Source organism: Streptomyces sp. NPDC001933, assembly GCF_042890955.1.
Classification (GTDB): domain Bacteria; phylum Actinomycetota; class Actinomycetes; order Streptomycetales; family Streptomycetaceae; genus Streptomyces.
Genome location: NZ_JBIASS010000010.1, coordinates 150,117 through 176,077, shown reverse-complemented (window position 1 = coordinate 176,077; position 25,961 = coordinate 150,117). Strand labels below are relative to the sequence as shown.

The following is a 25,961-nucleotide window of genomic DNA, read 5'->3' as shown; positions in this document are numbered from 1 at the left end:
AGCGGAAACAAGACCGCTGCCCAACTGCTCAAGCGGATCGGGCGGCCCGCAAGGTAGGTCCCTTCCACGCCAGTTGTTGCCGACGGAACTGCTCAGCGAGTCGGCACATCGGCAGAGCAGGGGAAAATCAGGTGCGACTGCCCCCACCAGCCTCAATACACTGGGCGAACAGGACATCCCCCTCGAAGGAGCCCACCGCTTGCAGGCCGCAGTAACCGTCACCCCCACCCAGATCCCGGACCTCCTCCTGGGCCTCGCCACAGTCCGCCCGGTATTCCTCTGGGGCGCCCCCGGCATCGGGAAGTCCTCCCTGGTGAGGAAGTTCGCCGACTCCCTGGGCCTGGAGTGCGTAAGCCTGCTGGGCACTCAGCTCGCCCCTGAAGACCTGATTGGCGTGCCGCAGATCCGCGACGGCCGCTCCGTGTTCTGCCCGCCGGAGGCAATCGCCCGCGACGAGCCGTACTGCCTCTTCCTGGACGAGCTGAACGCCGCGACCCCGGATGTGCAGAAGGCGTTCTACTCGCTCATCCTCGACCGCCGGATCGGCAACTACGAGCTCCCGGCAGGCTCGATCGTGATCGGCGCCGGCAACCGTGCCACCGACAACGCCCTGGCACGCCCCATCGCCTCCGCACTCGTCAACCGTCTCACCCACGTCCACCTGCGTGCCTCCGCCACCGACTGGCTGACGTGGGCGGGCGAGAACGGCATTCACCCCTGGGTGGTGGACTACCTCACCGACCGGCCCGACCACCTGTGGTCGCAGCCGCCCAAGACCGAGGAGCCGTTCTCCACGCCCCGCTCCTGGCACATGCTCTCCGACGCACTGCACTCCTTCGGGCCGGCGCTGGACGAGGAGCCACTGAAGGTCGTGGCCCACGGGACGCTGACCCCCGCCCATGCCGTCTCCTTCTGCGGGTACGCCAAGATCGTGCGACACACCTACGGCATCGAGGCGATCATCAAGGGAGACGCCTCCTGGCCCCGACGCATCGAGGACCGCGACCTGCTCTACTACCTCGCCGAGGCGTTCCGGGGACGGCTCGTCAAGGAGCTCCCGGCCCGGCGCGAGCACGCCTCGGCCGCCGTGCGCGAGACCTCCTACCGCGCCAAGTCGCTACTCGTCCAGCTCGCCGAGATCTCCGTCGAGGTCGCCCAGACCGTCATAGCCGAGGACGCCGACGGCAACCCGGTGCTGCCCGCCTGGTTCCTGGTGGAGGCCGCCCGCGACATGCCGCGCCTGGTCGAGGCCCGGCGTTGAGCCGGTCCCGCAAGCAGGGCGCAGACCGCCCCGACCCGGCCGCCGAGGCCTTCGCCGCCGGCGCCGACCTGGTGCGCCGCAACCCCGCCCTCGCAGCCGTCGACGCCAACTTCGTCCGCACCAAAGGCAACGCCGACGCCCCCGGCCAGGGCCTCGTCCGGGCAGACTCCAACGGGCGGGTGCACGTCCACCCCACCCGCCGAGCCGAACCCGGCGAGTGGGCCTGGGCGCTCGCCCATGCCCTCCTCCACCTAGGATTCGGCCACCTCCCCGCTGCCAAGGAGCCCCGAGAACAGCCCGACCGCTTCGACCTCGCCGCCCGCTGCACCGTCGTCAACCGCTTCCTCGCCACCTTCCCCATCGGCACCGCCCCCGACCACCTTCCCGAGAGCTACCCCGACGGCGACGAGGAGCAGCTCGCCGCCCGCTGGCGCAAGGCCGGCGTCCCGGCCGCCTACGAGCGGTGCGGCACCGCGGACGGCGAACCCGACCAGCTGCTGGTCCAGTGGCCGCGCTGGGACACCGTCCTGCCCGACCGGCAACTCGCCTTCGCGTACGCCCTGACCCGTACGGTCTCCGCCGCGATGGACGTCGCGGGCGGCCGCCGAGACCGGCTCACCGGTGAGCGCGTCGCCCAGCGTCCCTGGGACCGCGCCCTCAACTGGTTCGTCTCGTCCTACCCGCTGCTCGGCGGCCTCGCGGCCGGACTGACCGTCGTCGCCGACGCCGAACTCGCCCGCGTGCACGACATCTCCGTGGCCGCCGTGGACGCCGCCGCCGGCGAGATCTACATCAACCCGCTCAAGCGGTTCACGGACGAGGAGTGGCAGTTCATCCTCGCCCACGAGATGCTGCACGCCGCATTGCGCCACGGCGGGCGCCGCGGCGCCCGCGATCACTATCTCTTCAACGTCGCCGCCGACTACGTCATCAACGGCTGGCTGGTTGAGATGAGCGTCGGCGCGATGCCCGAAGGGCTGCTGTACGACGCCGAGTTGAAGGGTCTGTCGACCGAGGAGGTGTACGACCGGATCGCCACCGGGCTGCGGCGTGGCCGGCGCCTTGCGACCCTGCGCGGCAAGGGCGCCGGCGACATCCTGGGCGAACCACTGCCCGGCCGGATCGCCGACCCCGTCGACCTCGACGAGTTCTACCGGCGCGCCCTCGTCCAGGGCCACCAGCTGCACACCGACCGACAGCGCGGCCTGCTACCGGCCGGACTGGTCCAGGAGATCCGCGCACTTGCCCATCCGCCCGTCCCGTGGGATGCCCAACTGGCACGCTGGTTCGACGAGTTCGTGACACGGCCCGAACCGGTACGCAGCTACTCCCGGCCCGCCCGGCGCCAGGCCTCGACCCCCGACATCCCGCGGGCGGGCCGCTACTTCCCGCCCGAGGAGGTCGCCCGCTGCACCTTCGGCGTCGTCATGGACACCTCGGGTTCGATGTCCGGCCCGCTGCTCGCCAAGGCACTGGGCGCGATCGCCTCCTACGCCGAGGCCCGCGACGTGCCGGCCGCCCGAGTGGTGTTCTGCGACGCTGCCGCCTACGACGCCGGGTACCTGGCGCCGACGGAGATCGCCGGGCGGGTACGGGTCAGAGGGCGCGGCGGCACGGTCCTGCAACCCGGCATCGACCTGCTGCAGCGGGCCGACGACTTCCCGCCCACGGCCCCCGTCCTGGTGATCACCGACGGCTGGTGCGACGTGCTGCGGGTCCGCCGCGAGCACGCCTACCTGATCCCGGAGGGCGCGGGGCTGCCGTTCACCCCGCGCGGACCGGTCTTCCGGGTGCGCTGAGCGGCAGGGCCCCGTAAGGCAAGGCTCCTCGAACTCGCGGTAGCTCCGGGGCGCCCCCGGCCGGACTGAGGACGTGACGGGCCAGGATGCGTCGCTCGGCCTCCGACCTCAAGCAGAACGCGGGCCGGGTCGTGCAGAGCCGCATGCAGGGCGATCGTGGGGTGGAAGTCTGAGAGCTCTACCTGACAGATATCAACCGTGTTCCCGTGGGCAGACCGCTCTCCGCAGCATCCGTTGCCGTCGCAGCGCCGGGCCAGGTCGGCCTCCTCATCCAGCCGTGTCTTGAGGAACGTCACCAGGTGTTCAGTCATGGGGCATCCTCGATGTTCTGCCGGGTGCCGTCGCTTGTTTCTGTCGCCCGAGCGCGTTCCCTCGCGGGTCGGCGATGAAACGATCTCGATCCACCGAGTGAAGGTCGGCTTGTGGACGGAGAAATACGAAGAGGTGCCACGCTGAACTGGGATGACGGGAGTTCCTACGCCCACACCGGTCCCACGAAGCAAGGCACCTCTGAAGTGAAAGTCTCGCACAGGCCCGCGGAGCTGTTCGCCGCTTTCGACGCCCGCGTCCTGATCGCGCATGCCGGGCTGGTTCCCACGATCCGGCTGGCCGAGCGGTGCGGTCTGCCCGCGCTGCTGGCCGAGAAGGTGAAGCTCGCTGGTGCGGGCAAGGGTTCCCGGTTGGCCGGCCCGATATCCTGCGCGAAGTATGGACTGGAGGTTCCGGTCGACGGCGGAGGCCCAATGCTAATGATCACCGGAGTCACCAGGGAGCCCGCAGCATGACCGGCACCACGGAGGCCTTCAGCGGGTCGGCTGCGGTCGACAATGCAGCACGAAGTGTCACGCGCCCGTTCTACGTATACGCCGTGCTCACCAACACGCTGTTCCAGCGCGGCGTATTCGTCCTCTTCCTTCAGCAGCGAGGCTTCTCCGCCGGGCAAGTGGCCCTACTGCAGACACTGCTCTACCTGGTCAGCGGAGTTGCGGAGTTGCCGACGGGAGTCATCGCCGACCGAATCGGCAGGCGTGCCAGCATCGTGATCGGCCAGATGCTGATAGCCGGATGTCTGCTCGGCCAGGGGACGTTCTCCAACTACTGGGTGTTCCTGGCGCTGTTCATCGGGCAGGGCGTGGGCATGGCATGTGTGTCCGGCTCGGACACCGCCCTGCTGTACGACCTGCTCGTGCGTCGTGGTGCAACGGCCAACTACGTCAGGATCAAGTCCCGGTTCACCATGCTCGGGACGGTCACCTCGGGAGCCGCCATCGTCCTCGGCGGCCAACTGCAGCAGATTTCCTGGGGAGTCGTCTACGTCGGTTCGGCGGCTTGCCTCGCCCTGGCCGTGGTGGTGCTGATGTCACGGGTGCCCGAGATCCGCGGCGCGGACGCGGTGGACGAGCAGGACGGAGCCGAGGAGGAGCACAGCGACGCCACAGCATGGCGGGCGATGCTTCGGGTCGCCACGCCGGCTCTCGTGACGCTTGTCGTGGTGTCCGGATTGATGCATGCGACTTTGACGCCGTACATCATTTTTACGCAGAAGACCCTCTCCGATCAGGGAGCGGGCACCGCACTGGTCAGCGTGGTCATATCGGCGGGATTCTTCGCCGGCGGGCTCACTCCGCTGCTGTCGGACCGCGCGGACCGGCGCATCGGGTATCGGGTCATAGTCCCGGCGTCCCTCCTGACGCTCGCCGCGGCACTCGGCCTGAGCGGCCTCGGCCTTGTCTGGGTCACCATCGCCGCGTTCCTGGCCCTGGTCGGGATTCCCGAGATCACCGCCGTGATCGTGGACAACGTGTTCAACGAGGCCGTGCCGTCGCGCCACCGGGCGAGCCTGCTGTCGATGATCGCATTCGTGGAGTCGGCGCTCATCGGCATCGGCTATCTCGTCCTCGGCGCGCTCATGGACGGGCTGGGCTCCAGTGTGGGTATGGCCACCTACGCCGCGGTCCCCCTGCTGGCATGTCTCCTGTGGCTCCCGGTGCTCTTCCGAGGAGCACGGGTGACCACCGAGATCGAGAAGCGCGCCGACCAAAAGGCATCCTGAAACAGACCATCTCGAGCAACGCCCTGCCCGATGGCAGGGGCGTTGCTCGTCGACATGTCACTCCCAGTCGGCGACGGAGCTGTCATCGCGACGATCAGCGCCAAACGGGACGGGAAGAATCGCGCCGCTGCGGCAGCTGTTCAGCCTGGAGCCACCGCGTACGTGCTGCGCCATGGCGGGCTGCCCCGCCTGTTCGGCGGCGTGCGTGCCCCGTCCACACTCGGCACCTTCCTGCGTGCGTTCACCTGGGGGCATGTGCGTCAACTGGTCTCCACCGGTGACGAGGTGGTGTTCGTCGACATCGACTCCGAGGTCAAGCCCGTGTACGGGCCGGCCGAGCAGGGCGCCTCCTTCAGCTAAGGCGCGGCGCACGGACGGAGGACCATGAGCGAGTCTTCCAAGGTCGCCACCATGGCAAAGGGGAATCGGTCGAGCTCAAGGCAGAGTGCGACGTCATCAGGATGGACTCCTTGGCGCACACCCTCCCTCAACTCGGTGGCAGCACGCGACTCGTCGGCACGGCGGAGGAATTCACCTGCATTCGTCCCGGCCCCGGTGGCCCTGCGGGCGATGTATTGAGCGCACGCCAGATCTTCATCGGCCTGCCCGTCCTCGCCGGTGACCACGAACGTGACACTGTCACACTCGTGTGTCCGCAAGAGCCGAGCCGTTGCCTCCGCCACCACGAAGCTGGCGCACAGCACCAGCGACGCCTCCTTGACGGCGAGGGCGCCGACCGTCCCTGCCGTGGTCTTCTGCACAACGGTCCGTCCAGCAAGGTCAACAGACCGCAACAGGCCCGGAGAGTTGACGGTGTCGAACCCGGGCGCGAGCGGACCGTCCTTGAGCGCCACCCAATCCGGGCGGCGAGCCTTGAGCGCCAGCGCTTCGTCCAGCGACTCAGCAAGAACGATCTTTTCCGCCCCCTGGCCAAAGGCCCAGGCAGCCACCGTGAAAGCACGCATGACGTCGACAACGACCGCCACGGACGGGGCTTCGGTCAACTCGGCGATACCAAGGAAGCGAGCGTTCATCCGGTCATGGTCGCGCATGCCCGAACCGAATCACCCGGGCGGTGATGCACATCACGTAGACGGTCTCGGGCAATGCCTTCGGTTGCCTGCGCTGCGAAAGCGGTGCGTAATGGCCCGACGGTGGCCGGAGCCGGCGGAGGCGAGTGTGGTCACCGCATCGAGCCGGTCGTGGCGCAGTTGCTCAGCGGCGGCCGCGCGTTCGGCGCGGCCCTCGTGGTGCCCGTCGCTGACGTGGCTGCGATGGACGCGGCGGTCGCGCTGTGCCGTCGGCATGGCGGGGTGCTGGTGACGCCCGCTCGGGACATGCCGGGGTGGGGGCTGCGGGCGGCGCACCTGCGCGACCCGGACGGGAATCTGCTGGAGATCCAGACGTACTGAGCGCCGCTCGGCGGCCGGACGCCCACCGGCGGTTCTCCGCGCGGGTGCCGGTGCCGGGGCAGAGCCTGTCCATATCAGCCTTCGCCGGGCGGGCTTCGGGCTTGGGGCGTACTTGGGGGAATGAACCGGGTTGACCGGCGGCTTGGTGCGGCGGGCGGAGGCCGACGTGGCGCTGCGACGTGCAGGTCGCGCCTGTACCGTGTTCGCGTTGAAACTCCGACGCCTGGAAGGCCAATTGGCTGCGCCGGGAACAGCCGGCCCGGTCGGCACGGTTGCATCGACCGAGGGACCGGCGCCGTACGGGCGGGGAACACGGAGACTGCAAGGTCATCCGCCCCGCCAGGATCCGGACCTCAGGATCGCGGTACGCCCGCCGCGCACTCGGACCAAGACGTACTTCTGCAGGAGGACCGTTTCATGATTGACCGGCCGTTGACGCTCATGGCAGTACATGCCCACCCCGACGACGAGGCCACCGGAACCGGAGGGGTCCTCGCGCGGTACGCGGCGGAAGGCATCCGCACCGTTCTCGTGACGTGTACCGACGGCGGTTGCGGTGATGGGCCGGGGGGTGTCAAGCCGGGCGATCCCGGGCACGATCCGGCGGCTGTTGCTTTGATGCGCCGACAAGAACTCAGGGCGAGTTGTGACGTCCTGAAGGTCAGCGATCTGGAGATGCTGGACTATGCAGACTCCGGGATGATGGGCTGGCCGAGCAACGACGCCCCTGGATCCTTCTGGCAGACCCCCGTGGAGGAAGGCGCTGCCCGACTTGCGGAACTCATGCGGCACTACCGACCCGATGTGGTCGTCACCTACGACGAGAACGGCTTCTACGGCCACCCCGACCACATTCAGGCCCACCGCATCACGATGGCGGCGCTGGAGATGACCGCGCTGACACCGAAGGTGTACTGGACGACGGCGCCCCGCTCGATGATGCAGCGGTTCGGGGAGACCATGCGCGAGTTTCATGGGGACATGCCGGAGCCGGATCCTGCTGAGGCCGCCGCGATGGCCGAGATCGGCCTGCCCGACGATGAGATCACCACGTGGGTGGACACCACCGCATTCAGCGGTCAGAAGTTCGATGCGCTGGCCGCGCACGCGAGTCAGGGCGAGAACATCTTCTTCCTCAAGATGGGCAAGGAGAGGTTTGGCGAGTTGATGGGCATGGAGACCTTCGTACGTGTCAAGGACGCCACCGGCGTGGCCGTACCCGAGAACGATCTCTTCGCCGGACTGCGCTGATCCGCTGTGTGTCGTCATTGCCGCGTTGGCGCCGGCGTAGACCGGAGAGTTCGCCAGTGGGATGGCGGCCGGCACAGCTCTTGGGCTCCTACCGGCAGTCGGGCTGCCCACTATGGCCCGAATGCCGCAGGGCGGCATCCATGAGTGGCGACAACTTGCCATGGACTGGCTCCTGTTCACGGGTGTGCCTTGGGCCGCTTCGGTGCCGGCCTCCCTTGCCGTCCACATGACCGCGTGCTCCGTGGATATGCAGGGAACTCGGTCCGGCCAGTTGGTGACAGCCTTCTCCGGAGGATCCTCGGGCTGTCTATCGAACTCGCCGTCGGTGAACGCGCTTCTGGGCTGGCTCCGATCGGGGGCGAGGAGTGGTCCACCGGCGGGCTCAGAGGTCTCCGGCGACTTGCGCCTTCAACCACAGACGCACCGTTGCGGCGGTGACGGAGCCTTTTCCGACCTCACATGCGGCGTGAGGTCGGAAGAGGCTCAGTGCTGGTCGAAGTAGCGTGCGGTGGAGCAGGGGTGGTGTTGGCGGTGAGCAGGCGGTCGACGAACTCCGCGGTCGATACGTCGAACCGGTCCCACTCGCTGTAGTCGTCACCCGTGACGAGGATGGGCCACCGGCCGGGGTCGGCGCCCTCGGTGAGCCAGTGGAAGGAGCTCCGCTGCTCCGTGCCCGGCTCCTGGAGCAGGCCTCCTGGAGCCGGTACGGCTCCCATTGCTCGCCGCCGTCCTCGGCGGCTGCCCGGGCCCAGAACTCGTTGAACTCGACGAGGTCGAGGCTGCCGGGTGGACCGCCGGGAATCAGGAGACCGAGGTAGTCGTCGAAGTCCCGTAGCCGAAGAGCTCGACCAGCTCCTCGCAGTCGCTGGGCAACGCTGTTCCGAGCCGGGCCTCGACCGTCGCCGGACAATCCGACGGTGACCCGTTGTACGCGGTGCAGCGGGAGCGGGGCCGACGCACTGCTCGGCGGTGTGTTGTGTCAGGCGGTGGCAGGGGGACCGGGAGCAGAGGTTCCGCGGCCCCGGCCCGTGGCCGGTGCCGGTCCTGGAGCGGCCCGATGGCAGGGTGACTGTGCCCGTATCGGCGTGGGCACCGCCGTACGGCCTGCCTGGCCGCCCGCACAACCATTCGGGGGCGGCCCCGGTCCAACTCTGCATGCAGAAACGACTTGTCTCCACCCTGGCCCTGGCCGCGGTAGCCGCCTGCGGGGCCCCCGCAGCCGTCCCCGACTCCACCGTCATGACGCAGACCGCCGCGGCCACGAAGCGGCCGGCGGCCGACCCCGACACGGCTGGGGCTCATGCCGACTTCGACGGCGACGGGAAGGAGGATCTGGTCATCACCGACACCTCGGCCACGGTCAACGGCAAGTACGCCGCCGGCTACGCGGCTGTGGTGCACGGCTCAGCTGCCGGACCCGACACTCGGCGCCACCAGGTGATCACCCAGGACAGCCTCGGCCTCGGCAAGGCGGGCACCGGCGGCCGCTTCGGCAGCGGTGCCATCTCGGCCGACCTCGACGGCGACGGCCGAAGCGACCTCATCACGCAGGCCGGCAGCAACACGGTCTTCGTGGTCTGGGGCGGAAAGAAGAAGCTCTCCGGAGCAGCCAAGCTCAGCGGCGCCACGCCGGTCGCCGGTGACTTCGACGGCGATGGCCACGCCGACCTCGTCACGAGCCGAAACGCGGACCCCAAGGCAACGGTCCGGTTCGGCCCGTTCACCCGGACGGGCAAGCCCGCTCGTACGAAGACGCTCGACCTCACCCCCGACAAGCCGTCGTACTACACCCCCCGGCCCACCGGCGTCGGCGACGTGAACGGCGACGGCAAGGACGATCTGGTGGTCACCTGGTCGCACGTGTTCGCGGACGAGATCCCGACCCCCCGCGCCACCCTCGTATACCGCGGAGCGGCCAACGGCGTACTGAAGAAGGGCCCGCGCCTCAAGGACGCGCGCGGCAAGGACATGTACGGCTCGGTCACCCTCACGTCCGACGTGAACAGGGACGGCTTCGACGATGTGATCGTCAGCCTCACCTGCGAGATCCTCGGCGACGTAGCCGTGCCCGAGGGCGGCAGCCGGCTGATGGTCGCGTACGGCGGAAAGAGCGGGTGGAGCACCGGCCTGAAGCCCACGACGATCAACGAGAAGACACCGGGGCTGCCCGGCGAGCCGGTCTCCTCCTACTGCAACTTCGGGAACGCGCCGGCGACGGGTGATGTGAACGGCGACGGTTACGCCGACATCGCGTTCAGCGCCCCGCTCAAGGACGACAAGACGGTGACCCTGGTGCTGCGCGGCGGACCGAAGGGCCTGACGGGCACGAACGCGAAGAGTATTTCCGGCCTCCCGGTGTGGCCCCGGCTGGCGATCCAGGACCTGAACGGCGACGGCGCGGCGGAGCTGGCGGTCGGCACGTCGTACGCAAGCGGGGCCGACGACAAGGTCCGGATTCTGCGCGGCGGCCCTGCCGGCATCAGCACCTCCGGGCCGATGCTCATCGGTCCTGCTGATCTGGGGCTGAAGCCCATGACGGGGGACCGCTTCGGCTCCGGCTTCGGCCACTGAGACAAATGATCAAGCTCCATGCGCCGAGTGCCGAGCGCACCGCGAAGCAGCGCACCCGGCACCCGGCCTCAGCGAGCCGGACGGTTCGTCCTGCCGCCCGTGCCTCGCCTGGCCGGAGGGAATCCTGGCCGGAGGGAATCCTGCCGGAGTGAATCCTGCACCCCACTTACGTCACCGGCATCGGCTTCGCCGCCCTGGGTGTTCTCCACGCGGCTGCCGGCTGCCGATAGCCGGCTTTCCCGGGCCTCTGGGCCGAATGTGGCGAAGCACTCTGGTTGTCACTTGGGCCGTTCCTTCAGCCCAGTGTGATCCGGGCGGCGACCGGCAGGTGGTCGCTGCCGGTGGCGGGCAAGGTGCGGATGTGGCCGACGGTTGCCGAGCGGGTCATGACCTGGTCGATCCGGGCCAGCGGGAAGGCCGCGGGGAAGCTGAAGGCGAAGCCGCGTTCCGCCACGTTCATCCGTGAGGTCAGCGGGGCCAGCCCGCGGTCGTCGACCGTGCCGTTGAGGTCGCCAAGCAGGATCACCGTTCTCAGTTTCTCGGCGGCGATGGCCCTTCCCAGCAGATCGGCGCTTTCATCGCGCCAGGAGGACGCGAGGCCGCTCGCCCCGACGCGGACCGAGGGCAGGTGCGCGACGTACGCTGCGATCTCGCCTTGCGGCGTGTGGACCACGGCCCGCAGCCCGCGATTCCAGGCCTCCGTGATCCCTTGGGGTTTTATGTTCAAGGGCCGGGTATCGGTGAGCGGATGCTTCGACCAGAGTGCGACGGTGCCCTGGACTGCGTGGTACGGGTAGTCGGGGGCAAGGGTCCTCCCGTAGGCCGGAAGCGCCGGGGGGATCAGCTCCTCCAGCGCGATGAGATCGGGTGAGGCGTCAGCCAGGGCGCGGGCCGTGCCCGCCGGGTCGCTGTTCTCGTCGCTGACGTTGTGCTGCACCACGACCAGGTCGTGCGTGCCGGGCTCCGCCCCGGGCAGCAGGAGCCCGCCGAAGAGGTACGTCCAGGCCGCCACCGGCAGTAGCAAGGCCACCAGCGCGGTGGCCGAACGCCGCAGCAGCGTCAGGCCGAGCAGAACCACGACCACCAGGCCGAGCCAAGGCAGGAAGCTCTCCAGCAAACTGCCCAGGCGGCCCCCGGAGTTGGGGACGGCCCGGTGGAATGCCAACAGCGCGGCCGTCAGTACCGCGAGCGCGGCGAGGACCTGGTCCCGAGTCAAGGCCCGCTGGCCCCTCGCGCGCTCCTCCCACCGCCCCGTCCGGCACCGCGCCCACCGGGGCGCTGCTGCCTCCACTGTCGACGTCGTACCGCTGTCCGCCCGCTCCACCATGGCTTCCCATTCACTCGGCCTCGCCCTCCAGGACGAGTGATCAGGCGAATCAGTTTCTGCTGAAGGCCGGATCCACTGGCACCCGGCTGTGGCCCATGTCGTGCGGAGTTGTCCGTAGGCGGTCTGGACTCGGGCGTCCGACGGCTCCTTGCGGGCGAGGTGGTGGCAAGTGCGCGGACGGCGGGGATGCCGAGCATCAGCACGACAGCGAGTACGCCTCTGCCGTGCGTGGGGCTTCCCGCGTATGACGATGTACGACGAACGACCGCTCAGTGGCTCGGTGACCGGCGCACCGTCAGTACCGCCACGTCGTCGTGCTGGCCGCCGCCCCCGGCGAACTCACGCGCGTCGTTGTACAGCGCACGCGGCAGCTCGGTGGGGGAGAGCGACACGCGCCGGGTGAGGCTCTCGGTGAGAGGGTAGAACGCACCGTCCGCGGCGCGGGTCTCGGTGAGTCCGTCCGTGGTCAGGAGCAGGGTCGCGCCGGGCGGGAAGACGAACCAGTCGACCGTCGCGGGTTCGTGGGCGAGCTCGGCGAGACCGAGGGGAACGCCGGAGGTGAGGGCCAGTGTCGTGACGGTGGCGTCCTGCAGCACCTGTGGCAGGACATGACCGCAGTTGATGGCCTGCACTTCCGCACCCGCGTCGATGTTGAGGATGAGCGCGGTGACGAACCGTTCGTCGTCGCCGGTCTGCGCGGCATAGGAGTTGTGCCGTACTACGGAGGCGTCCAGGGCGTCGACGAGTGCCGTCAGAGTGGGTTCCCGGTGAGCCGTCGCACGGAACGCCCCGATGACGGCGAACGCGGCGCCGACCGCCGGGAGGCCCTTTCCCTGGACGTCGCCGATCAGCACCCGGGTTCCCCACGGCGAGTCGACGACGTCGTAGATGTCCCCGCCGACCAGACGGTCCTCCTGCACGGGCTCGTACACGCCGTTCACCAGGACGTCGTCGGTGACCATGGGCAGGGGGCGCAGGATGTGCCGCTGCATCGCGGCCGCTGTGGAGCGCAGCCCGATCATCTCCTGCTCACGGCTGATGCGGCGGTGGCACGCGTAGACGGAGGCCGCACCCAGGACAAGGGTGAGCAGGACCATGAGGAACCTGTCGAGCCACGGCCGCCCGTCCCCGTGCCGGACCAGCATGGTGACGATCACGACGAGTCCGGTCCAGACGGACACGAACTTCGTCTGGCGGACGGTGCACAGCGCCGACGCCGCCGCCGGAAGGAAGACGAGAAGGCCCAGAAGCCACACCGGGGACTGCGACAGGGCCCCCAGAACCAGCACCAGCAAGGTGACCGAGGCGACGGCGGTCACGACTTCGGCCCCGCTCGGCGGTTCGATGGCCTCGGCCGGACGTACCGGCTTCTTCGGATGCTTACGTACCACGGGACCTCCGGGGCAGATGGGGCATTTCTGTTTACAGTAAGCAGGCCCCGACCGCGGGGCGGCCGCGCCCCGCCGGACGGCCGCACCCTCTCGGCGGCCGGTATCCCGGCCCGGCGCATGGCGCGCCGGGCAGCGGGGATAAGGTCTCCCCGAGGGGGGAACTGGATGTTGCAGGCACTGGGACTGGGCTCAGCCGAAGAGGCTGTCTACACGGCTCTGCTGCCCCGTTCGTCCGCCTCGGCCCAGGAACTCGTCCGGCAGACCGGACTGGAGCGGGCCGAGATCGCCCGAGTCCTGCTCGATCTGGCGGCACGTGGCCTGGTCGCGGTCGTGTCGGAGGCGGGCGGTGAGGTGCCGGCCCCGGCCGGCCAGGGAGCCGACGGCGGAACCGCCGCCCGGTACCGGCTCACGCCGCCTTCCGTGGCCCTCGCCCCGCTTCTCGTCGAGCAGCGCAACGCGTTGCAGCGGGCCGAGAACGCGTTCTCGGTGCTGACCGAGCAGTACCGGAGCACTGCCGCACACCCTGCGGGCAGTGTCGTGGAGGTGGTCGTCGGCGTGGAGCAGGTAGCCCACCGGTTCCACCAGTTGGAGCTCGGCGCGCAGCGGGAGCTGCTCGTGTTCCTCGTCGGCGCGCCGATGGCGGTGCCGCGCGAGGACACCGACATGGCGGAGAGTTCCGCGCTCGACCGCGGGGTCGAATTCCGGGTCGTGGCCACGAAGGACTACCTCGACGGACACGAGGTGGCAGCGGACATGCGGGCGGCCATCACCGCGGGGCTGGAACTCCGCCTGGTCGACGACTTGCCGCTGAAGATGGTCGTGTCGGACCGGGAGCGCGCCATGGTGCCGCTGGAGATGGCCGGTCCTTGCGGCGAGCCGAGCGCCATCGTGGTGCACCGCAGCGGTCTGCTCACCGCCCTTGTGCACCTGTTCGAGAAGGAATGGGACCGGGCCCGGCCGCTGTACCCCACTGCCTCGGGCGTACGGGCGCAGACGGCAGCGGAGCAATGGCCGACCGAGGGCGAACTCGAAGTCCTGTCCTTGCTGCTGGCGGGGATCTCCGACCGGCGCGCGGCCTCGCAGCTAGGTGTCTCCATCCGGACCGTGGAGCGGCGGACGCGCCGTCTGATGGACCTTGCGGGAGCCGATTCCCGCCTGCAGCTCGGCTGGCACGCAGCCCGCGCGGGCTGGCTGTGACCGACTCTCCTCGTGACCGTCTGACGGAAACCCGACATGCGGGATACCCGTCATGCGCAGGCATCCCTACGTCATCTGCATGTCTGCCAGGCTTCAGCCGCACGACGGCATTTCATTGCACCAAGTAGGGAGATTCATGCGCCCCATCACACGTATAGCCATGGGAGCGGCGTCCGCCGCGGCCCTGGCCTTCACGGCAGTCACGCCGTCCGGGGCGGCGGATGCACCGCATGACGCCGCATCGGGGTCGGGGAAGCGCCCCGTCCTCGGCAGCGAGAACGCGCAGGACCGCGGCAAGCAGACGGCGGTCACGCTCATCACCGGAGACAAGGTCCTCGTCACCACGGACAAGTCGGGCCGCAGCTCCGCGGCGGTGCTGCCGCGCGAGGACGGCACGCAGTCGATGTTCCAGACCTACCAGTCGGGCAAGGACCTCTACGTCTACCCCGAGGGCGCCTCCCAGGCGGTCGCCGAGGGCAGGGTCGATGAGCAGCTGTTCAACGTCACCGGGCTCATCCGCCAGGGATATGACGACGCGCACACCGACTCGCTCCCGCTGATCGCCACTTACGGGAACAGCGTGAACGTCGCCAAGAACGCACCGGAGGCACCTCGCGGCTCCGAACGGAGCCTGTCGCTTCCTGCCGTGGGCGGCGTCGCGCTCAAGGCGGACAAGGACACCGCCGCCGCGTTCTGGCGGGACGTCACCGACTCCCGCTCGCGTTCCGCCTCCGCGTTGAAGAAGCTGTGGCTGGACGGCAAGGTCGAGGCCACGCTGGACCGGTCCACCAAGCAGGTCCACGCGCCGGAGGCCTGGGCGGCCGGCTACGACGGCAAGAACACCAAGGTCGCCGTGCTGGACACGGGCGTGGACGCCGAGCACCCGGACCTCGTGGACCGGGTCGCCACCTCCAAGAACTTCACGGACTCCAAGACCACCGACGACCACGTCGGACACGGCACCCACACCGCCTCCACGGTCGGCGGATCCGGAGCCGCCAGCGAAGGCCGCAAGAAGGGCGTGGCCCCCGGCGCCTCCCTGCTGATCGGAAAGGTCCTCAACGACAGCGGGTACGGCCTGGACTCCTGGGTCATCGCAGGCATGCAGTGGGCCGTCGACCAGAAGGCCGACGTCGTCTCCATGAGCCTCGGCAACTCGACGATCGGGGACTGCACCGACCCGGTGGCCCAGGCCACGAAGCAGCTCGCGCAGAACACGCACAGCCTGTTCGTCGTCGCCGCGGGCAACGCCGGCCCGGGCACCGAGACCGTCTCCTCGCCCGGGTGCGTCCCCGATGTGCTGACCGTCGGCGCCGTTGACCGGGACGACAGCACCGCGCAGTTCTCCAGCCGCGGCCCCGTCGCCGTCAAGCACACCCTCAAGCCCGAGATCGCTGCGCCCGGCGTCGACATCTCGGCGGCGAGCGCGGGCGGCCGCGGCGTCTACGCGTACCGGTCGATGTCCGGCACCTCGATGGCGACCCCGCACGTTGCGGGCGCAGCGGCCGTCGTCCGCCAGGCCCACCCGGACTGGACCGCTCAGCAGATCAAGGCCGCGCTCGTCGCCTCGGCCCGCACCGGCGGGAAGGTGGAGGGCGCCGACCAGACCGGCGCCGGCGTCCTCGACGTGTTCGCCGCGGTGAACCAGAAGGTGGTCTCCGCGCCCGCCGTCCAGGCCGGCGACTACAACTGGCCGCAGGACGCGTCGGACCGCACGTCCGTGAAGGTGCCCTTCACCAACAACAGCGACAACGACCTCACCCTGAACTTGAAGGTCAGCGGCGTACACGGCAACGACGGCAGCGATGTCCACTCCGACATCGTCAAGCTGGGGCAGCGCAAGGTGACGATCCCCGCCGGGGCCACCGCTCAGGTGCCGGTGCAGATCGACCCCACCGCCCGTCTCCAGGACTCCCAGTACGGTGCGGTCACCGGCCGGATCCTCGCCACCGGCGGCGACGTGCACGTCTCCGTGCCGGTCACGCTGTACGTCCAGGCGGAGACGGTCACCCTCCGGGTCAAGACCGTGGACCGCAACGGCAAGCCCGCGACCGGCAGCTCCTCCTTGGACCTCGTCAGCCTGGACACCGACAAGGGAGAGCGCCGCAAGAACTCCGGGGCGCCCGAACAGACGTTCCGTGTCCGTCCCGGCAGCTACTCCATCAGCGGCTTCGTGACGACGTACGACGCGGACGGCGCCGCAGAATCGGTCAGTTACCTCGCACGGCCGCAGCTCCGGATCACCCGGGACACCACGGTCGTCCTCGACGCCGGGCAGGCCCACCGGCTGAGCCTGGAGACCGACCGGCCGGCGAAGGTGGACCTGACCACGATCAGCTACGCCCGCACCTGGGACGACACCTGGCTGATCTCCGGCTCGGTCTCGGCGGACGCCACCGTCCAGAAGTTCTACGCTGACATCGAGGGACGCGCCACGAACGGTACCTTCGAGTTCCGGCCCACCTGGCGCGCGAGCGGCTCCGAGGGCGGCTCGCCGTACGTCTACAACCTGACGTTCCCGACCTCGGGACCGCTCCAGGCCGACAAGGTCTACCGGCCCAAGGACTCCCGGATGGCGCAGGTCACCGAGACCTGGAACGCCGTGGGCAAGGAAGCCGACTACCTCGACGCGATGTTCGTCCGCCGCCCCGAGAGCGGCAGCGGCTACATCCCCGTGAGCCCGTACGGCGCGGTCCACGTGCCCGCGACCCGCACCGCCTACTACACGACCGGCGACGACATCTGGTACCACGGCGCGATGACCAGCTTCCCGTTCGGCGCGTTCCTGGGCGACCAGGAGCGCACCTACCGGACCGCACAGCGGCGCGCCGAGGAGTGGTACCGCGGCCTGCTGCGGCCGGCCGCCCCGCGTGACGCCGACGGCAAGCCCGTGCTGGCCGCCGAGCGGCAGGGCGACCTGATGGGCATGCAGACCGCGTTCTGGCTCGACGGGTCCGGCGACCACTGGTCCCCCGGCGCGTCCTTCGGCGACATCGGCAACCTTCGGCTGAAGCGCAACGGCGTGGAGATCGGCCGGAAGGTCGACCCGTACGGCGTGTTCGAGGTGCCGGACGAGGACTCCGCCTACGAACTCACCCAGAACATGCAGAAGATCGACACCTCGGACCGGAACTGGCTGCGCTCCAGCGCCGTCACCACCACGTGGAGCTTCCGCTCCCACCGGGAGGCGGACGTCTTCTCGCGCGGCCTGCCGCTCCTCTTCCCGGCGTACGACGTGCCGGTGGACAGCATGAACACCCTTCCGGCGGAGAAGGCGCTGAAGGTCGGCCTGTCGGTCGAGGGACACGCCGGATACACGCCGGGCGCGATCACGGCGGCCACGCTGTCCTACTCCTACGACGGCGGCACCACCTGGACCCAGGCGCCGACCGAACAGCATGACGGCCGCTGGACGGCCCTTCTCGACCACACCGGAACCTCCGGCAAGCAGGTCACGATGAAGGCAACCCTCACCGACGCCAACGGCAACGCGGTCACCCAGACGATCACCCGCGCCTACGACGTCCGGTAATCAGCTGGTCAGGGCCGCGTGGGTCAGTACGTCGACCACGCGGCCCTTCCGGGTGCAACCGCGCACGATGAATGCGGTTTGCGGCCACACAGGCCGATCCCACCTGATTCCTGGCAGGCCCCGGTCAGAACCGGGCGTCAGGTGGGATCGGCCATCAGCTGTGGACCTTCTCGGCGGCGGGCTTCTTCGGCGGCGCCGAGGCAGAGGCCGAGGCAGGTTCCGTCGACGGTGACGCCGTGCGGTCGACCGGGCACCGGGCAGGACGGGCCGAGACGGACTCCTGAGTGAGGCGTACGCGGGACGTCCGCACCGCGCACGCGCATCCCCAGCCGGTCGACGGGGCTGCTACCGCAGGACGAAGCCGGTGCCGAGTTCGTCCGCGGGATCGAGGTCGAAGCGGTGCTCGCCGGTCCGGTACGCCATCCCCGTGACCTCTGGGATGACAGCGGCGTAGCCGTCGGCGGCCGACTCCGCGACGACCCGTGCGTGGAAGCGGGTGCCGACGATCGAGTCGTGGACGAGAATCCGGCCCGGCTCGAGGTGGCCCGTCGCTGCGAGCACGGCGACGCGGGAGCAGGTGCCGGAGCCGCACGGGGAACGGTCGACCTGGCCGTCGGCGAAGACGGTGACGTTGCGCTGGTGCGGGTTGCCGTTCTCGTCGGTGCCGAGGTCGTCGTACAGGATGGTTCCGTAGATGCCGCTGAGGCGGTCGTCGACAGGGTGACGGGCGTACTCGCTGTCGTTCAGCGCCCATTTGACCTCGCGTCCGATCGCGATGAGGTCGGAGTAGTGCTCGGGGGTGACTGCCAGTCCTGCGCCGGCCGCTTCCAGATGCGCGTAGATGGCGCCGCCGTAGGCGACATCGACGACGACGTCCCCGCGGGACGTGGCGACGGTGACGCGTTCGGCGAGCCGGTAGCTGGGGACGTTGACGAAGTCGACTCCGGTGATCTGCTCGCCGGCGGTGTGAACGCGCAGGGTGACCCGGCCCGAGGGGACGTCGATGACCACTGTGGTGATGCCGGAGGCGTCGCGGGCGACGCGGCCGGTCTGCACGGCCCAGACGGCGAGCGCGATGGAACCGTGGCCGCAGGCTGTCGAGAAGCCGTCCTTGTGCCAGAACAGCACGCCGAAGTGAGCACCCTCGTCATCGGGCGGGGTGATGAACCCGCCGTACATGTCGGCGTGTCCGCGCGGTTCGAAGCACAACAGCCTCCGCAGGTTGTCCACGTCGGCGTTGCCGATGGCGAACATACGGCGTTCGGCGACGGTGGCGCCTTCGATGGCGACCGGCGGTTCGGGGACGATGCGGAACGGTTCACCACCGGTGTGGTAGTCGGTGGTGAATACCTGGTGGATGGTCATGAGGTCCTCCACGGAGCTGGTGAGGGCAGGGTGCGAGCCGGCCGGATCCGAGCGGCGTCGACGAACTCCTCGGGCACGGTGAGGTAGTCCGGACGGGCCGGCGCCGCTTCCTCGCCGATTCGGAGCCCATGCTTGAGTCCGGTCCGCCCTGCGACGGGACGTCCGCGCGCGGGCCGATGACCTGGCTGCCGTCTCCCGCGTCGTTTCCCGTGTGCCGACCGGGATCGTCCACGGTCTCGCCCCGTCGGTGAATCCGCGCACCGTGGATTCCGCGGCCTTGCGGAGTTCGGCGACCTCCCGGTCGGCCATGACGAGGCAGAGATCGCCGAACGCCTCTTCGAGCTCGGCGTCACGTTCCTCCTCGGTGGTGACGGTGGCCTCCCGGCACGGCGCGGGTAACCTCGCCGCCGCCGTTCGGCGGCCCCCGGACGGTATCCCGCATCGTGCCCGGTCGGTGCCCAGGAGCGTCACTGGCACGGATCGGCCAGGGTCGGCGGCCGCTTCATCCCTCGGTGGCTGCGGTCACGAGCCCCGTCTGCCGTGCGGCGAGCCGCGTCCGGGCGAGGCTGTGGCAATGCTCTTGAGCGTTCCGTCGTCGTACGCACACAGACAATGCGGTCGTCATGTCCAAGGTCCGGCTGGCCACCAACCACGGTGACATCATCCTGCAGCTCGATGCCGAGAAGGCTCCGAAAAAGGTCGAGAACTTCGTCCAGTACGTCGAGGACGGCTTCCACGACGGCACGGTCGGCGTTGTGCACCGAGACCTGAATCCCGGCAACGTCCTGATGGCCGAGGACGGTCCGCTCGGCCACCGCACCGGACACGGCCCTGCAGGCGACACGTTGCGACTTCCCCCGTGTTCCTTCCTCTTGGGCAGGGTGCCCACGACGTCGTAGGACACCGAGGCAGGTAAAACCGCTGGACGTCGTCGGGATACTGCCGTCATGGCCGTCACTCAGCAACTTGCCCGCATCTCGGACGGATATCTCGCCGACTGCCGCCGTTCTGCCGGCGAATCGCCCGACGGAGACCCTCGTTGGGAGCCGCCGCCGTGGGACGTCCTGGACCTGGACTGGGCGCCGGCGTTGCTGGGACGGGTCTGCGAACTGGCGGGTCTCGATGACGTCCGGCTGGATGCCCTGCGGCAGGCCACCGACGGCGACACCGCGATCGACCTCGGTTTCCTCAGCACACACCCGCATGCCATCGCCCCCTTCGGGCCCGCCCCCACAGCCCTTTCCGCAGCTCAAGTGGCTCGCGTCGCCGAACTGCTCGAGCAGATGGACATGCCGGCCATGCTGGCCGCCTTGCCGACTGACGACGTACGGGCCGGTGCTCTGATCGGCTATGGAGCCGACACGATCGCTGGAGGCCCGGGGAAGTACCTGATCGAGCACTTCAACGCCTTGCGGGAGTTCTGCCTCGGAGCGTCCCGACGGCGTCTTCTCGTCGTGCTCTGGTGGGACTGATGCGGGATTTCACCCCAGCCGGTCTCACGTCCAACTGGGGGGGTGCGTGATCGGCCACAAGGACAGAACGCCCGAAGGGGTTCTGTGGTACGTCCTGTCGACGTACGCCGAGTCGGTCGAGTCCGGGGAGTCCGCCTCCGGGGCATTCCGAGTGGTCGAAACCCCGAAGTCCCCCGGCCGCACGGCGGCGTCGGTGTCATCCGCACCGGGTCACCCGATCGGTCCGAGCGGCTACATTTCGCGGTCCGTCATCAGCTGTCCCACTGCCTGTTCAAGGTTGAGGACGCGGTCGGCGAGGTCGGCACTGCCAGGAGTATCGGCAGCTCGCAGCAGGATTTCCGCCTGGGCGAGTCGGCCGACGGCCTCGGCGAGCGAGTCGGGCTGTTCCGGGGGCGCTGGGCGTTCCGCAGGGTGTGTGTGGTCCGTCCCGTTCGGCGGCTCGGTCGACGTGCGAGCTGCTTCGGGGGCGGCCGACGGGATTCCGGGGTGGCCGCCGTCGGCCGTCAGGAGTCGCTTCAGCTGTTCGGTCTGGTCGATGAGCTGGCGGTTCTTGCGGTGCAGGTCGAGGAAGACGTTGACCTTGGTCCGCAGCAGCCAGGGGTCGAAAGGCTTGATCAGGAAATCGGCGACGCCGACCGTGTAGCCGCGATAGGCATAGTCCGGATCCACCGCGGCACCGGTCAGCAGGATGATCGGGACGTCTCGCGTCTGGTCCAGCCCCTTGATGTTCGCGGCGGTCTCGAAGCCGTTCATGCCCGGCATCAGCACGTCGATGAGTACGACGGCGAACTCCTGGCGCAGCATCGCTTTGAGCGCCTCTTCGCCGGATCGCGCGCGGACCACGTGGGCCAGCGAGCCGAGTACGGCTTGGAGGGCGACCAGATTCTCCTCCATGTCGTCGACGATGAGGATGCTGGAGGTCTCCGGTGCTGCTTCCCGTGGCGCCGTCATGTCGGCCGTCCTGTCGCGCCGTTGCCGTCGCCCGGTTCGGTGAGGGTGCTGCGGTCGTCCTGGTCCGCGGAGCGGGCGTTGCCGGTGGGGTCCGGCCGCGGCCCCGGAGAAGTGCACTGCGGGTCGAGGAGCCGACAGATCACGGAGAGCAGGCGGTCGACGTCCACCGGCTTGGGGACGTAGTCGTCGGCGCCACTCGCGATGGCCTTCTCGCGGTCGCCGGGCATGGCCTTCGCGGTGAGCGCGATGACCGGCAGGTCCGCGAAGCGAGGTGTGCGACGGATCGCCCCGATCATCTCGTATCCATCCATTTCCGGCATCATGATGTCCATCAGGACCAGTGACACGTCAGGTGTCCGGTCAAGGACCTCAAGGCCTTCGCGGCCGTTCTCCGCGTACTTGACGCTGATGCCGACGCGGCCCAGTACATGCGTCAGCGCGAAGACGTTCCGGATGTCGTCGTCGACGATGAGGATGCGCCGGTTGGTCAGCACGGCGGCGGCGGGGCCGCTCAGCCACTCGTTGAGCCGGGTCGTCTCAGGCCAGTTGACGCCACCGCCACCGCCACCGTCATCGCCGTCGGGGAAGGTGCGGGTCACGGGTTCCCGGGAGTGGAACACATCGACCTGCGCGGGCCCGGACTCGGCCGCGGGACGGCCGGTCAGGGTGGCGGGTCCGGCGAGGGCTCGGGTGGTGCCGCCGGCAAGGCGTGGTTCGACCGCGGGGGAGGCGTCGGCGGGCTGACCTTTGTAGTGCGCGGGGACGAAGAGGGTGAAGGCGGAACCGACGCCCGGCTCGCTCTCTGCGATGATCCGCCCGCCGAGGAGGCCCGCCATGTCCCGGCTGATGGAGAGGCCGAGTCCGGTGCCGCCGTACTTCCGGTTGGTGGTGCCGTCGGACTGCTGGAACGCTTCGAAGATCCCGTCGAGCTTCTCCGGTGCGATGCCGATTCCCGTGTCCTTGACCGTCAGGGCGATGACGGCATCGGCAGTGCGCAGTGTCTCCTCCTCGAAGTCCGAGGGTGTCGCACGTTCCACGAGCAGTTGCACTCCGCCGGACGAGGTGAACTTCATCGCGTTGGAGAGGAGGTTGCGGAGGATCTGCTGGAGACGCTGCTCGTCGGAGAAGAGCTCGGCGGGCACGTGCTCGCCGACCTTGATGTCGAACGACAGGCCGCGGTCCAGGGAGAGCGGCTGGAACGTCGCCCGTACGTAGTCCAGCAGCTTGATCAGCGGCAGTGTCTTGGGATGGACATCCATCCGGCCTGCTTCGATCTTCGACAGGTCGAGGATGTCGTTGATCAGTTGCAACAGGTCGGAGCCCGCGCGGTAGATGGTGACGGCGAACTCCACCTCCTGCGCGGAGAGGTGGTTGTCGGGGTTGTCGGCGAGGAGCCGGGACAGCACGAGGAGGGAGTTGAGAGGGGTGCGCAGCTCGTGCGACATGTTCGCCAGGAATTCCGACTTGTACTGGGAGGACGTGGCCAGCAGCGCCGCCTTCTCCTCCAGCTCGGCGTTGGTGAGCTGCAACTCGTCGGAGCGCTTGCGCAGTTCCGCGGTCAGTCGCTGGGATTCCGAGAGGAGCGACTCGGTACGCGAGTTGGCGATGATGGTGTTGATGGAGACGCCGATGGTGTTCACGAACTGGTCGACAAAGGCGAGGTGGACCTCGCTGAAGCGGCTGAACGAGGCCAGTTCGATGACCCCGAGCACCCGGTCCTCGAAGAGGATCGGCAGGATGACGACGCTGGCCGGGGGCGCGGCGCCGAGGCCGGAACTGATGGTGATGTATTCCGTGGGGACCGCGTCGATGAGAATCCGCCGCTTCTCCCTGGCGGCCTGGGTGATCAGGCCCCACCCGGGAGTGTCGAGGCTGAGCTGGGTCCGCCGGCGGCGGTCCTCGGGCTGGCCGGTGCCGTAACCGGCCAGGAGCTCGAGGTCCTCGCCGGATGGCGCGCCCGCCCCGTCCACGCCTGCCCCGGCCAGGAAGAACGCCCCGTACTGGGCGTTCACCAGCGGGGTCAGCTCGCGCAGGATCAGGTCGGCGACCTCGACCAGGTCGCGGTGGCCCTGCATCAGTCCGGCGATACGGGTCAGGTTGGACTCCAGCCAGTCCTTGGCGCGGGTGGTCTCACGGAGGTTCGCCACCATGAGGTTGATGTTGTTCTTCAGAGCGGCGACCTCGCCCTGGGCCTCCACCGAGATGGAGCCTGACATGTCGCCCTGTGTGACGGCGCTGGCGACCTCGGCGATCGCGCGTACCTGGGTGGTCAGGTTCAGCGCCAGCTCGTTGACGCTGGTGGTCAGCCCCTTCCACGTTCCGTAGACGCCCTCCACCCGGGCCTGGCCGCCCAACTGCCCTTCGCTGCCGACCTCGCGGGCCACTCGTGTCACCTCGGAGGCGAACGCGGAGAGGGTGTCGACCATCGTGTTGATCGTGGATTTGAGTTCCAGGATCTCGCCGCGGGCGTCCACGTCGATCTTCTTCGACAGGTCGCCTTCCGCGACGGCGGTGGCGACCTGGGCGATGTTGCGGACCTGGGAGGTGAGGTTGTCGGCCATGAAGTTGACGTTGTCGGTGAGGTTCTTCCAGACCCCGGAGACACCGTGGACCTGGGCCTGGCCGCCGAGGCGCCCCTCGGTGCCGACCTCGCGGGCCACCCTGGTCACCTCGTCCGCGAACGCCCGCAGCTGCTGGACCATCGTGTTGACGGTGTCCTTGAGTTCCAGGATCTCGCCGCGGGCGTCGACATCGATCTTCTTCGACAGGTCGCCGTTGGCGACGGCGGTGGTCACCTGGGCGATGTTGCGGACCTGGGACGTCAGATTGAGCGCCATGCTGTTGACGTTGTCCGTGAGGTCCTTCCAGACCCCGGAAGCGCCCCTGACCTGGGCCTGGCCGCCGAGGTTGCCCTCGGTGCCGACCTCGCGGGCGACCCTGGTCACCTCGTCGGCGAAGGCGGAGAGCTGGTCGACCATGGTGTTGATCGTCGACTTCAGCTCCAGGATCTCGCCCTTGGCCTCCACCGTGATCGTCTTGCCGAGGTCGCCTTCTGCGACGGCGGTGGCGACCTGGGCGATGTTGCGGACCTGGGAGGTGAGGTTGTCGGCCATGAAGTTGACGTTGTCGGTGAGGTCTTTCCAGACCCCGGATACGCCCCTGACCTGGGCTCGGCCGCCGAGCTGGCCCTCGGTGCCGACCTCGCGGGCGACCCTGGTCACCTCGTCGGCGAAGGCGGAGAGCTGGTCGACCATGGTGTTGATCGTCGACTTCAGCTGCAGGATCTCGCCCCGCGCGTCCACCGTGATCTTCTGGCTGAGGTCGCCGTTGGCGACGGCGGTGGTCACCTGGGCGATGTTGCGGACCTGGGACGTCAGGTTGGACGCCATGAAGTTGACGTTGTCGGTGAGGTCCTTCCAGACCCCGGATACGCCCCTGACCTGGGCACGGCCGCCGAGCTGGCCCTCGGTGCCGACCTCGCGGGCGACCCTGGTCACCTCGTCCGCGAACGCCCGCAGCTGGTCGACCATGGTGTTGACCGTGAGCTTCAGCTCCAGCAGTTCGCCGGTGGCCTCGACCGTCACCTGCTGGGTCAGGTCGCCGTTGGCGACGGCGGTGGTCACCTGGGCGATGTTGCGGACCTGCGCCGTCAGCCGGGACGCCATCGTGTTGACCGCTTCAGTCACATAGAGCCAGTCGCCCGACAGCCCCTGCGCCTTCGCCCGGCCGCCGAGGCGCCCCTCGGTGCCGACCTCGCGGGCGACCCGTGTCACCTCGCCGGTGAACAGGGACAGCTGGTCCACCATCCGGTTCACCCCGATACCCAGTCGCCGCAGGTCGCCGCGGAGCTGCCGGCTTCCGTCGTGCAGATCGACGTGCTGGGTCAGATCACCGTCCGCGACGGCGTCGAGCACCCGGGTGGCCTTGGCGACGGGCACCACCAGCGCTTCCAGGACGGTATTGGCCGCCTCGACGTTCGTCGTCCAGGACCCCGATCCGGGACTCGCCGAGATCCGCTCGTCCAGCCGGCCCTGGCGGATGATCTCGCGACGTACCCGCTGGAGCTCCGAGGCAAGATGCGCGTTGCGCGCAACGATTTGCTGGAACACCCCGGCCATCTCGGCCGGTACCCCGTCCGGCAGGGTGCCGCCGCCCGGATTCCCGGCAGCCTCCACCCGCGCCGTGAAATCACCGTCGCACAGAGCTTTCATCGCGGAGAGCAACGGGCGCAGATCACTCGTACGAACCCACTGTTCGTCCGGCTCCGTGCCGGGCCGAGTCGGTGCCAGTGCCATGGAACACCCTCCACCCAAGATCAATTGGTGGATACCGCAAAGAATCACTCAGTGACGCATGTCATAGTATAAAGCGCACGAAAA

19 protein-coding genes and 1 pseudogene are annotated in these 25,961 nt (G+C 69.0%); 12 read left to right on the top strand and 8 right to left on the bottom strand.

Translation table 11 applies throughout. The annotated features are described in order from the left end of the window. Window positions 1-199 precede the first annotated feature (199 nt). Entirely contained in the window at window positions 200-1,261 is a 1,062-nt protein-coding gene (locus ACFYY7_RS24490; RefSeq protein ID WP_388664470.1) for an ATP-binding protein, read from the top strand. Next, entirely contained in the window at window positions 1,258-3,060 is a 1,803-nt protein-coding gene (locus tag ACFYY7_RS24485) for a hypothetical protein (RefSeq protein WP_388664468.1), read from the top strand. The genes ACFYY7_RS24490 and ACFYY7_RS24485 overlap by 4 nt, the downstream gene beginning before the upstream one ends. Here ACFYY7_RS24485 and ACFYY7_RS24480 read toward each other — a convergent pair. Then, window positions 2,994-3,371: a DUF6221 family protein gene (locus tag ACFYY7_RS24480; protein WP_388664466.1), complete on the bottom strand. Its 378-nt coding sequence runs from the start codon at window positions 3,369-3,371 to the stop codon at window positions 2,994-2,996. The two genes, ACFYY7_RS24485 and ACFYY7_RS24480, sit on opposite strands and share 67 nt — an antisense overlap. Window positions 3,372-3,575: 204 nt before the next feature. Here ACFYY7_RS24480 and ACFYY7_RS24475 point away from each other — a divergent pair, with 204 nt between their 5' ends. From ACFYY7_RS24475 to ACFYY7_RS24465, 3 genes and pseudogenes are all read left to right on the top strand, one after another. After that, complete coding sequence (locus ACFYY7_RS24475) at window positions 3,576-3,845, top strand: hypothetical protein (protein ID WP_388664465.1); 270 nt, start codon at window positions 3,576-3,578, stop codon at window positions 3,843-3,845. Beyond that, window positions 3,842-5,113 (top strand): MFS transporter, encoded by a 1,272-nt coding sequence (locus ACFYY7_RS24470; RefSeq protein WP_388664463.1) that lies wholly within the window; start codon window positions 3,842-3,844, stop codon window positions 5,111-5,113. Before ACFYY7_RS24475 ends, ACFYY7_RS24470 begins: the two co-directional genes overlap by 4 nt. A gap of 162 nt (window positions 5,114-5,275) precedes the next feature. Beyond that, window positions 5,276-5,467 (top strand): annotated as a pseudogene (locus tag ACFYY7_RS24465) (IS1380 family transposase); the annotation flags it as partial. A gap of 2 nt (window positions 5,468-5,469) precedes the next feature. On the opposite strand, the gene ACFYY7_RS24460 reads toward ACFYY7_RS24465, so the two are convergent. Then, window positions 5,470-6,147, bottom strand: coding sequence for a 2-phosphosulfolactate phosphatase (locus ACFYY7_RS24460; RefSeq protein WP_388664733.1), 678 nt, complete (start codon window positions 6,145-6,147; stop codon window positions 5,470-5,472). Window positions 6,148-6,315: 168 nt separating this feature from the next. Here ACFYY7_RS24460 and ACFYY7_RS24455 point away from each other — a divergent pair, with 168 nt between their 5' ends. Together ACFYY7_RS24455 and ACFYY7_RS24450 are read left to right on the top strand one after the other, a co-directional pair. Then, window positions 6,316-6,525 (top strand): VOC family protein, encoded by a 210-nt coding sequence (locus ACFYY7_RS24455; RefSeq protein ID WP_388664461.1) that lies wholly within the window; start codon window positions 6,316-6,318, stop codon window positions 6,523-6,525. Between the two features lie 417 nt (window positions 6,526-6,942). Then, on the top strand, window positions 6,943-7,776 hold the full coding sequence (locus tag ACFYY7_RS24450; RefSeq protein ID WP_388664459.1) for a PIG-L family deacetylase: 834 nt from the start codon (window positions 6,943-6,945) through the stop codon (window positions 7,774-7,776). 455 nt (window positions 7,777-8,231) lie between these two features. Here the strand turns inward: ACFYY7_RS24450 and ACFYY7_RS24445 are convergent, their stop codons facing one another. Further along, window positions 8,232-8,492, bottom strand: coding sequence for a hypothetical protein (locus tag ACFYY7_RS24445; protein ID WP_388664457.1), 261 nt, complete (start codon window positions 8,490-8,492; stop codon window positions 8,232-8,234). A gap of 439 nt (window positions 8,493-8,931) precedes the next feature. Between ACFYY7_RS24445 and ACFYY7_RS24440 the strand changes: the two genes are divergently transcribed. Then, the gene (locus ACFYY7_RS24440) at window positions 8,932-10,347 is read left to right on the top strand and encodes an FG-GAP repeat domain-containing protein (protein ID WP_388664455.1); all 1,416 of its coding nucleotides are present in this window, start codon (window positions 8,932-8,934) and stop codon (window positions 10,345-10,347) included. Window positions 10,348-10,642: 295 nt separating this feature from the next. Here the strand turns inward: ACFYY7_RS24440 and ACFYY7_RS24435 are convergent, their stop codons facing one another. Both ACFYY7_RS24435 and ACFYY7_RS24430 read right to left on the bottom strand, forming a co-directional pair. Then, window positions 10,643-11,674, bottom strand: a complete 1,032-nt coding sequence (locus ACFYY7_RS24435; RefSeq protein ID WP_388664453.1) for an endonuclease/exonuclease/phosphatase family protein — start codon at window positions 11,672-11,674, stop codon at window positions 10,643-10,645. 269 nt (window positions 11,675-11,943) lie between these two features. After that, the gene (locus ACFYY7_RS24430; protein ID WP_388664451.1) at window positions 11,944-13,065 is read right to left on the bottom strand and encodes a PP2C family protein-serine/threonine phosphatase; all 1,122 of its coding nucleotides are present in this window, start codon (window positions 13,063-13,065) and stop codon (window positions 11,944-11,946) included. Between the two features lie 165 nt (window positions 13,066-13,230). On the opposite strand from ACFYY7_RS24430, the gene ACFYY7_RS24425 reads away from it, so the two are divergent. Then, complete coding sequence (locus ACFYY7_RS24425; RefSeq protein WP_388664449.1) at window positions 13,231-14,262, top strand: helix-turn-helix domain-containing protein; 1,032 nt, start codon at window positions 13,231-13,233, stop codon at window positions 14,260-14,262. 136 nt (window positions 14,263-14,398) lie between these two features. Beyond that, the gene (locus ACFYY7_RS24420; protein WP_388664447.1) at window positions 14,399-17,794 is read left to right on the top strand and encodes a S8 family serine peptidase; all 3,396 of its coding nucleotides are present in this window, start codon (window positions 14,399-14,401) and stop codon (window positions 17,792-17,794) included. 345 nt (window positions 17,795-18,139) lie between these two features. Here ACFYY7_RS24420 and ACFYY7_RS24415 read toward each other — a convergent pair whose 3' ends face one another. After that, on the bottom strand, window positions 18,140-19,159 hold the full coding sequence (locus ACFYY7_RS24415) for a proline racemase family protein (RefSeq protein WP_388664445.1): 1,020 nt from the start codon (window positions 19,157-19,159) through the stop codon (window positions 18,140-18,142). A gap of 623 nt (window positions 19,160-19,782) precedes the next feature. Between ACFYY7_RS24415 and ACFYY7_RS24410 the strand changes: the two genes are divergently transcribed. Together ACFYY7_RS24410 and ACFYY7_RS24405 are read left to right on the top strand one after the other, a co-directional pair. Then, on the top strand, window positions 19,783-20,058 hold the full coding sequence (locus tag ACFYY7_RS24410; protein WP_388664444.1) for a peptidylprolyl isomerase: 276 nt from the start codon (window positions 19,783-19,785) through the stop codon (window positions 20,056-20,058). 48 nt (window positions 20,059-20,106) lie between these two features. Then, window positions 20,107-20,631 (top strand): DUF1877 domain-containing protein, encoded by a 525-nt coding sequence (locus tag ACFYY7_RS24405; RefSeq protein WP_388664442.1) that lies wholly within the window; start codon window positions 20,107-20,109, stop codon window positions 20,629-20,631. A gap of 231 nt (window positions 20,632-20,862) precedes the next feature. Here ACFYY7_RS24405 and ACFYY7_RS24400 read toward each other — a convergent pair whose 3' ends face one another. Together ACFYY7_RS24400 and ACFYY7_RS24395 are read right to left on the bottom strand one after the other, a co-directional pair. Beyond that, window positions 20,863-21,582, bottom strand: coding sequence for a response regulator (locus ACFYY7_RS24400; RefSeq protein WP_388664440.1), 720 nt, complete (start codon window positions 21,580-21,582; stop codon window positions 20,863-20,865). Continuing rightward, window positions 21,579-25,877, bottom strand: a complete 4,299-nt coding sequence (locus ACFYY7_RS24395) for a HAMP domain-containing protein (protein WP_388664438.1) — start codon at window positions 25,875-25,877, stop codon at window positions 21,579-21,581. The genes ACFYY7_RS24400 and ACFYY7_RS24395 overlap by 4 nt, the downstream gene beginning before the upstream one ends. Between the last annotated feature and the right edge of the window lie 84 nt (window positions 25,878-25,961).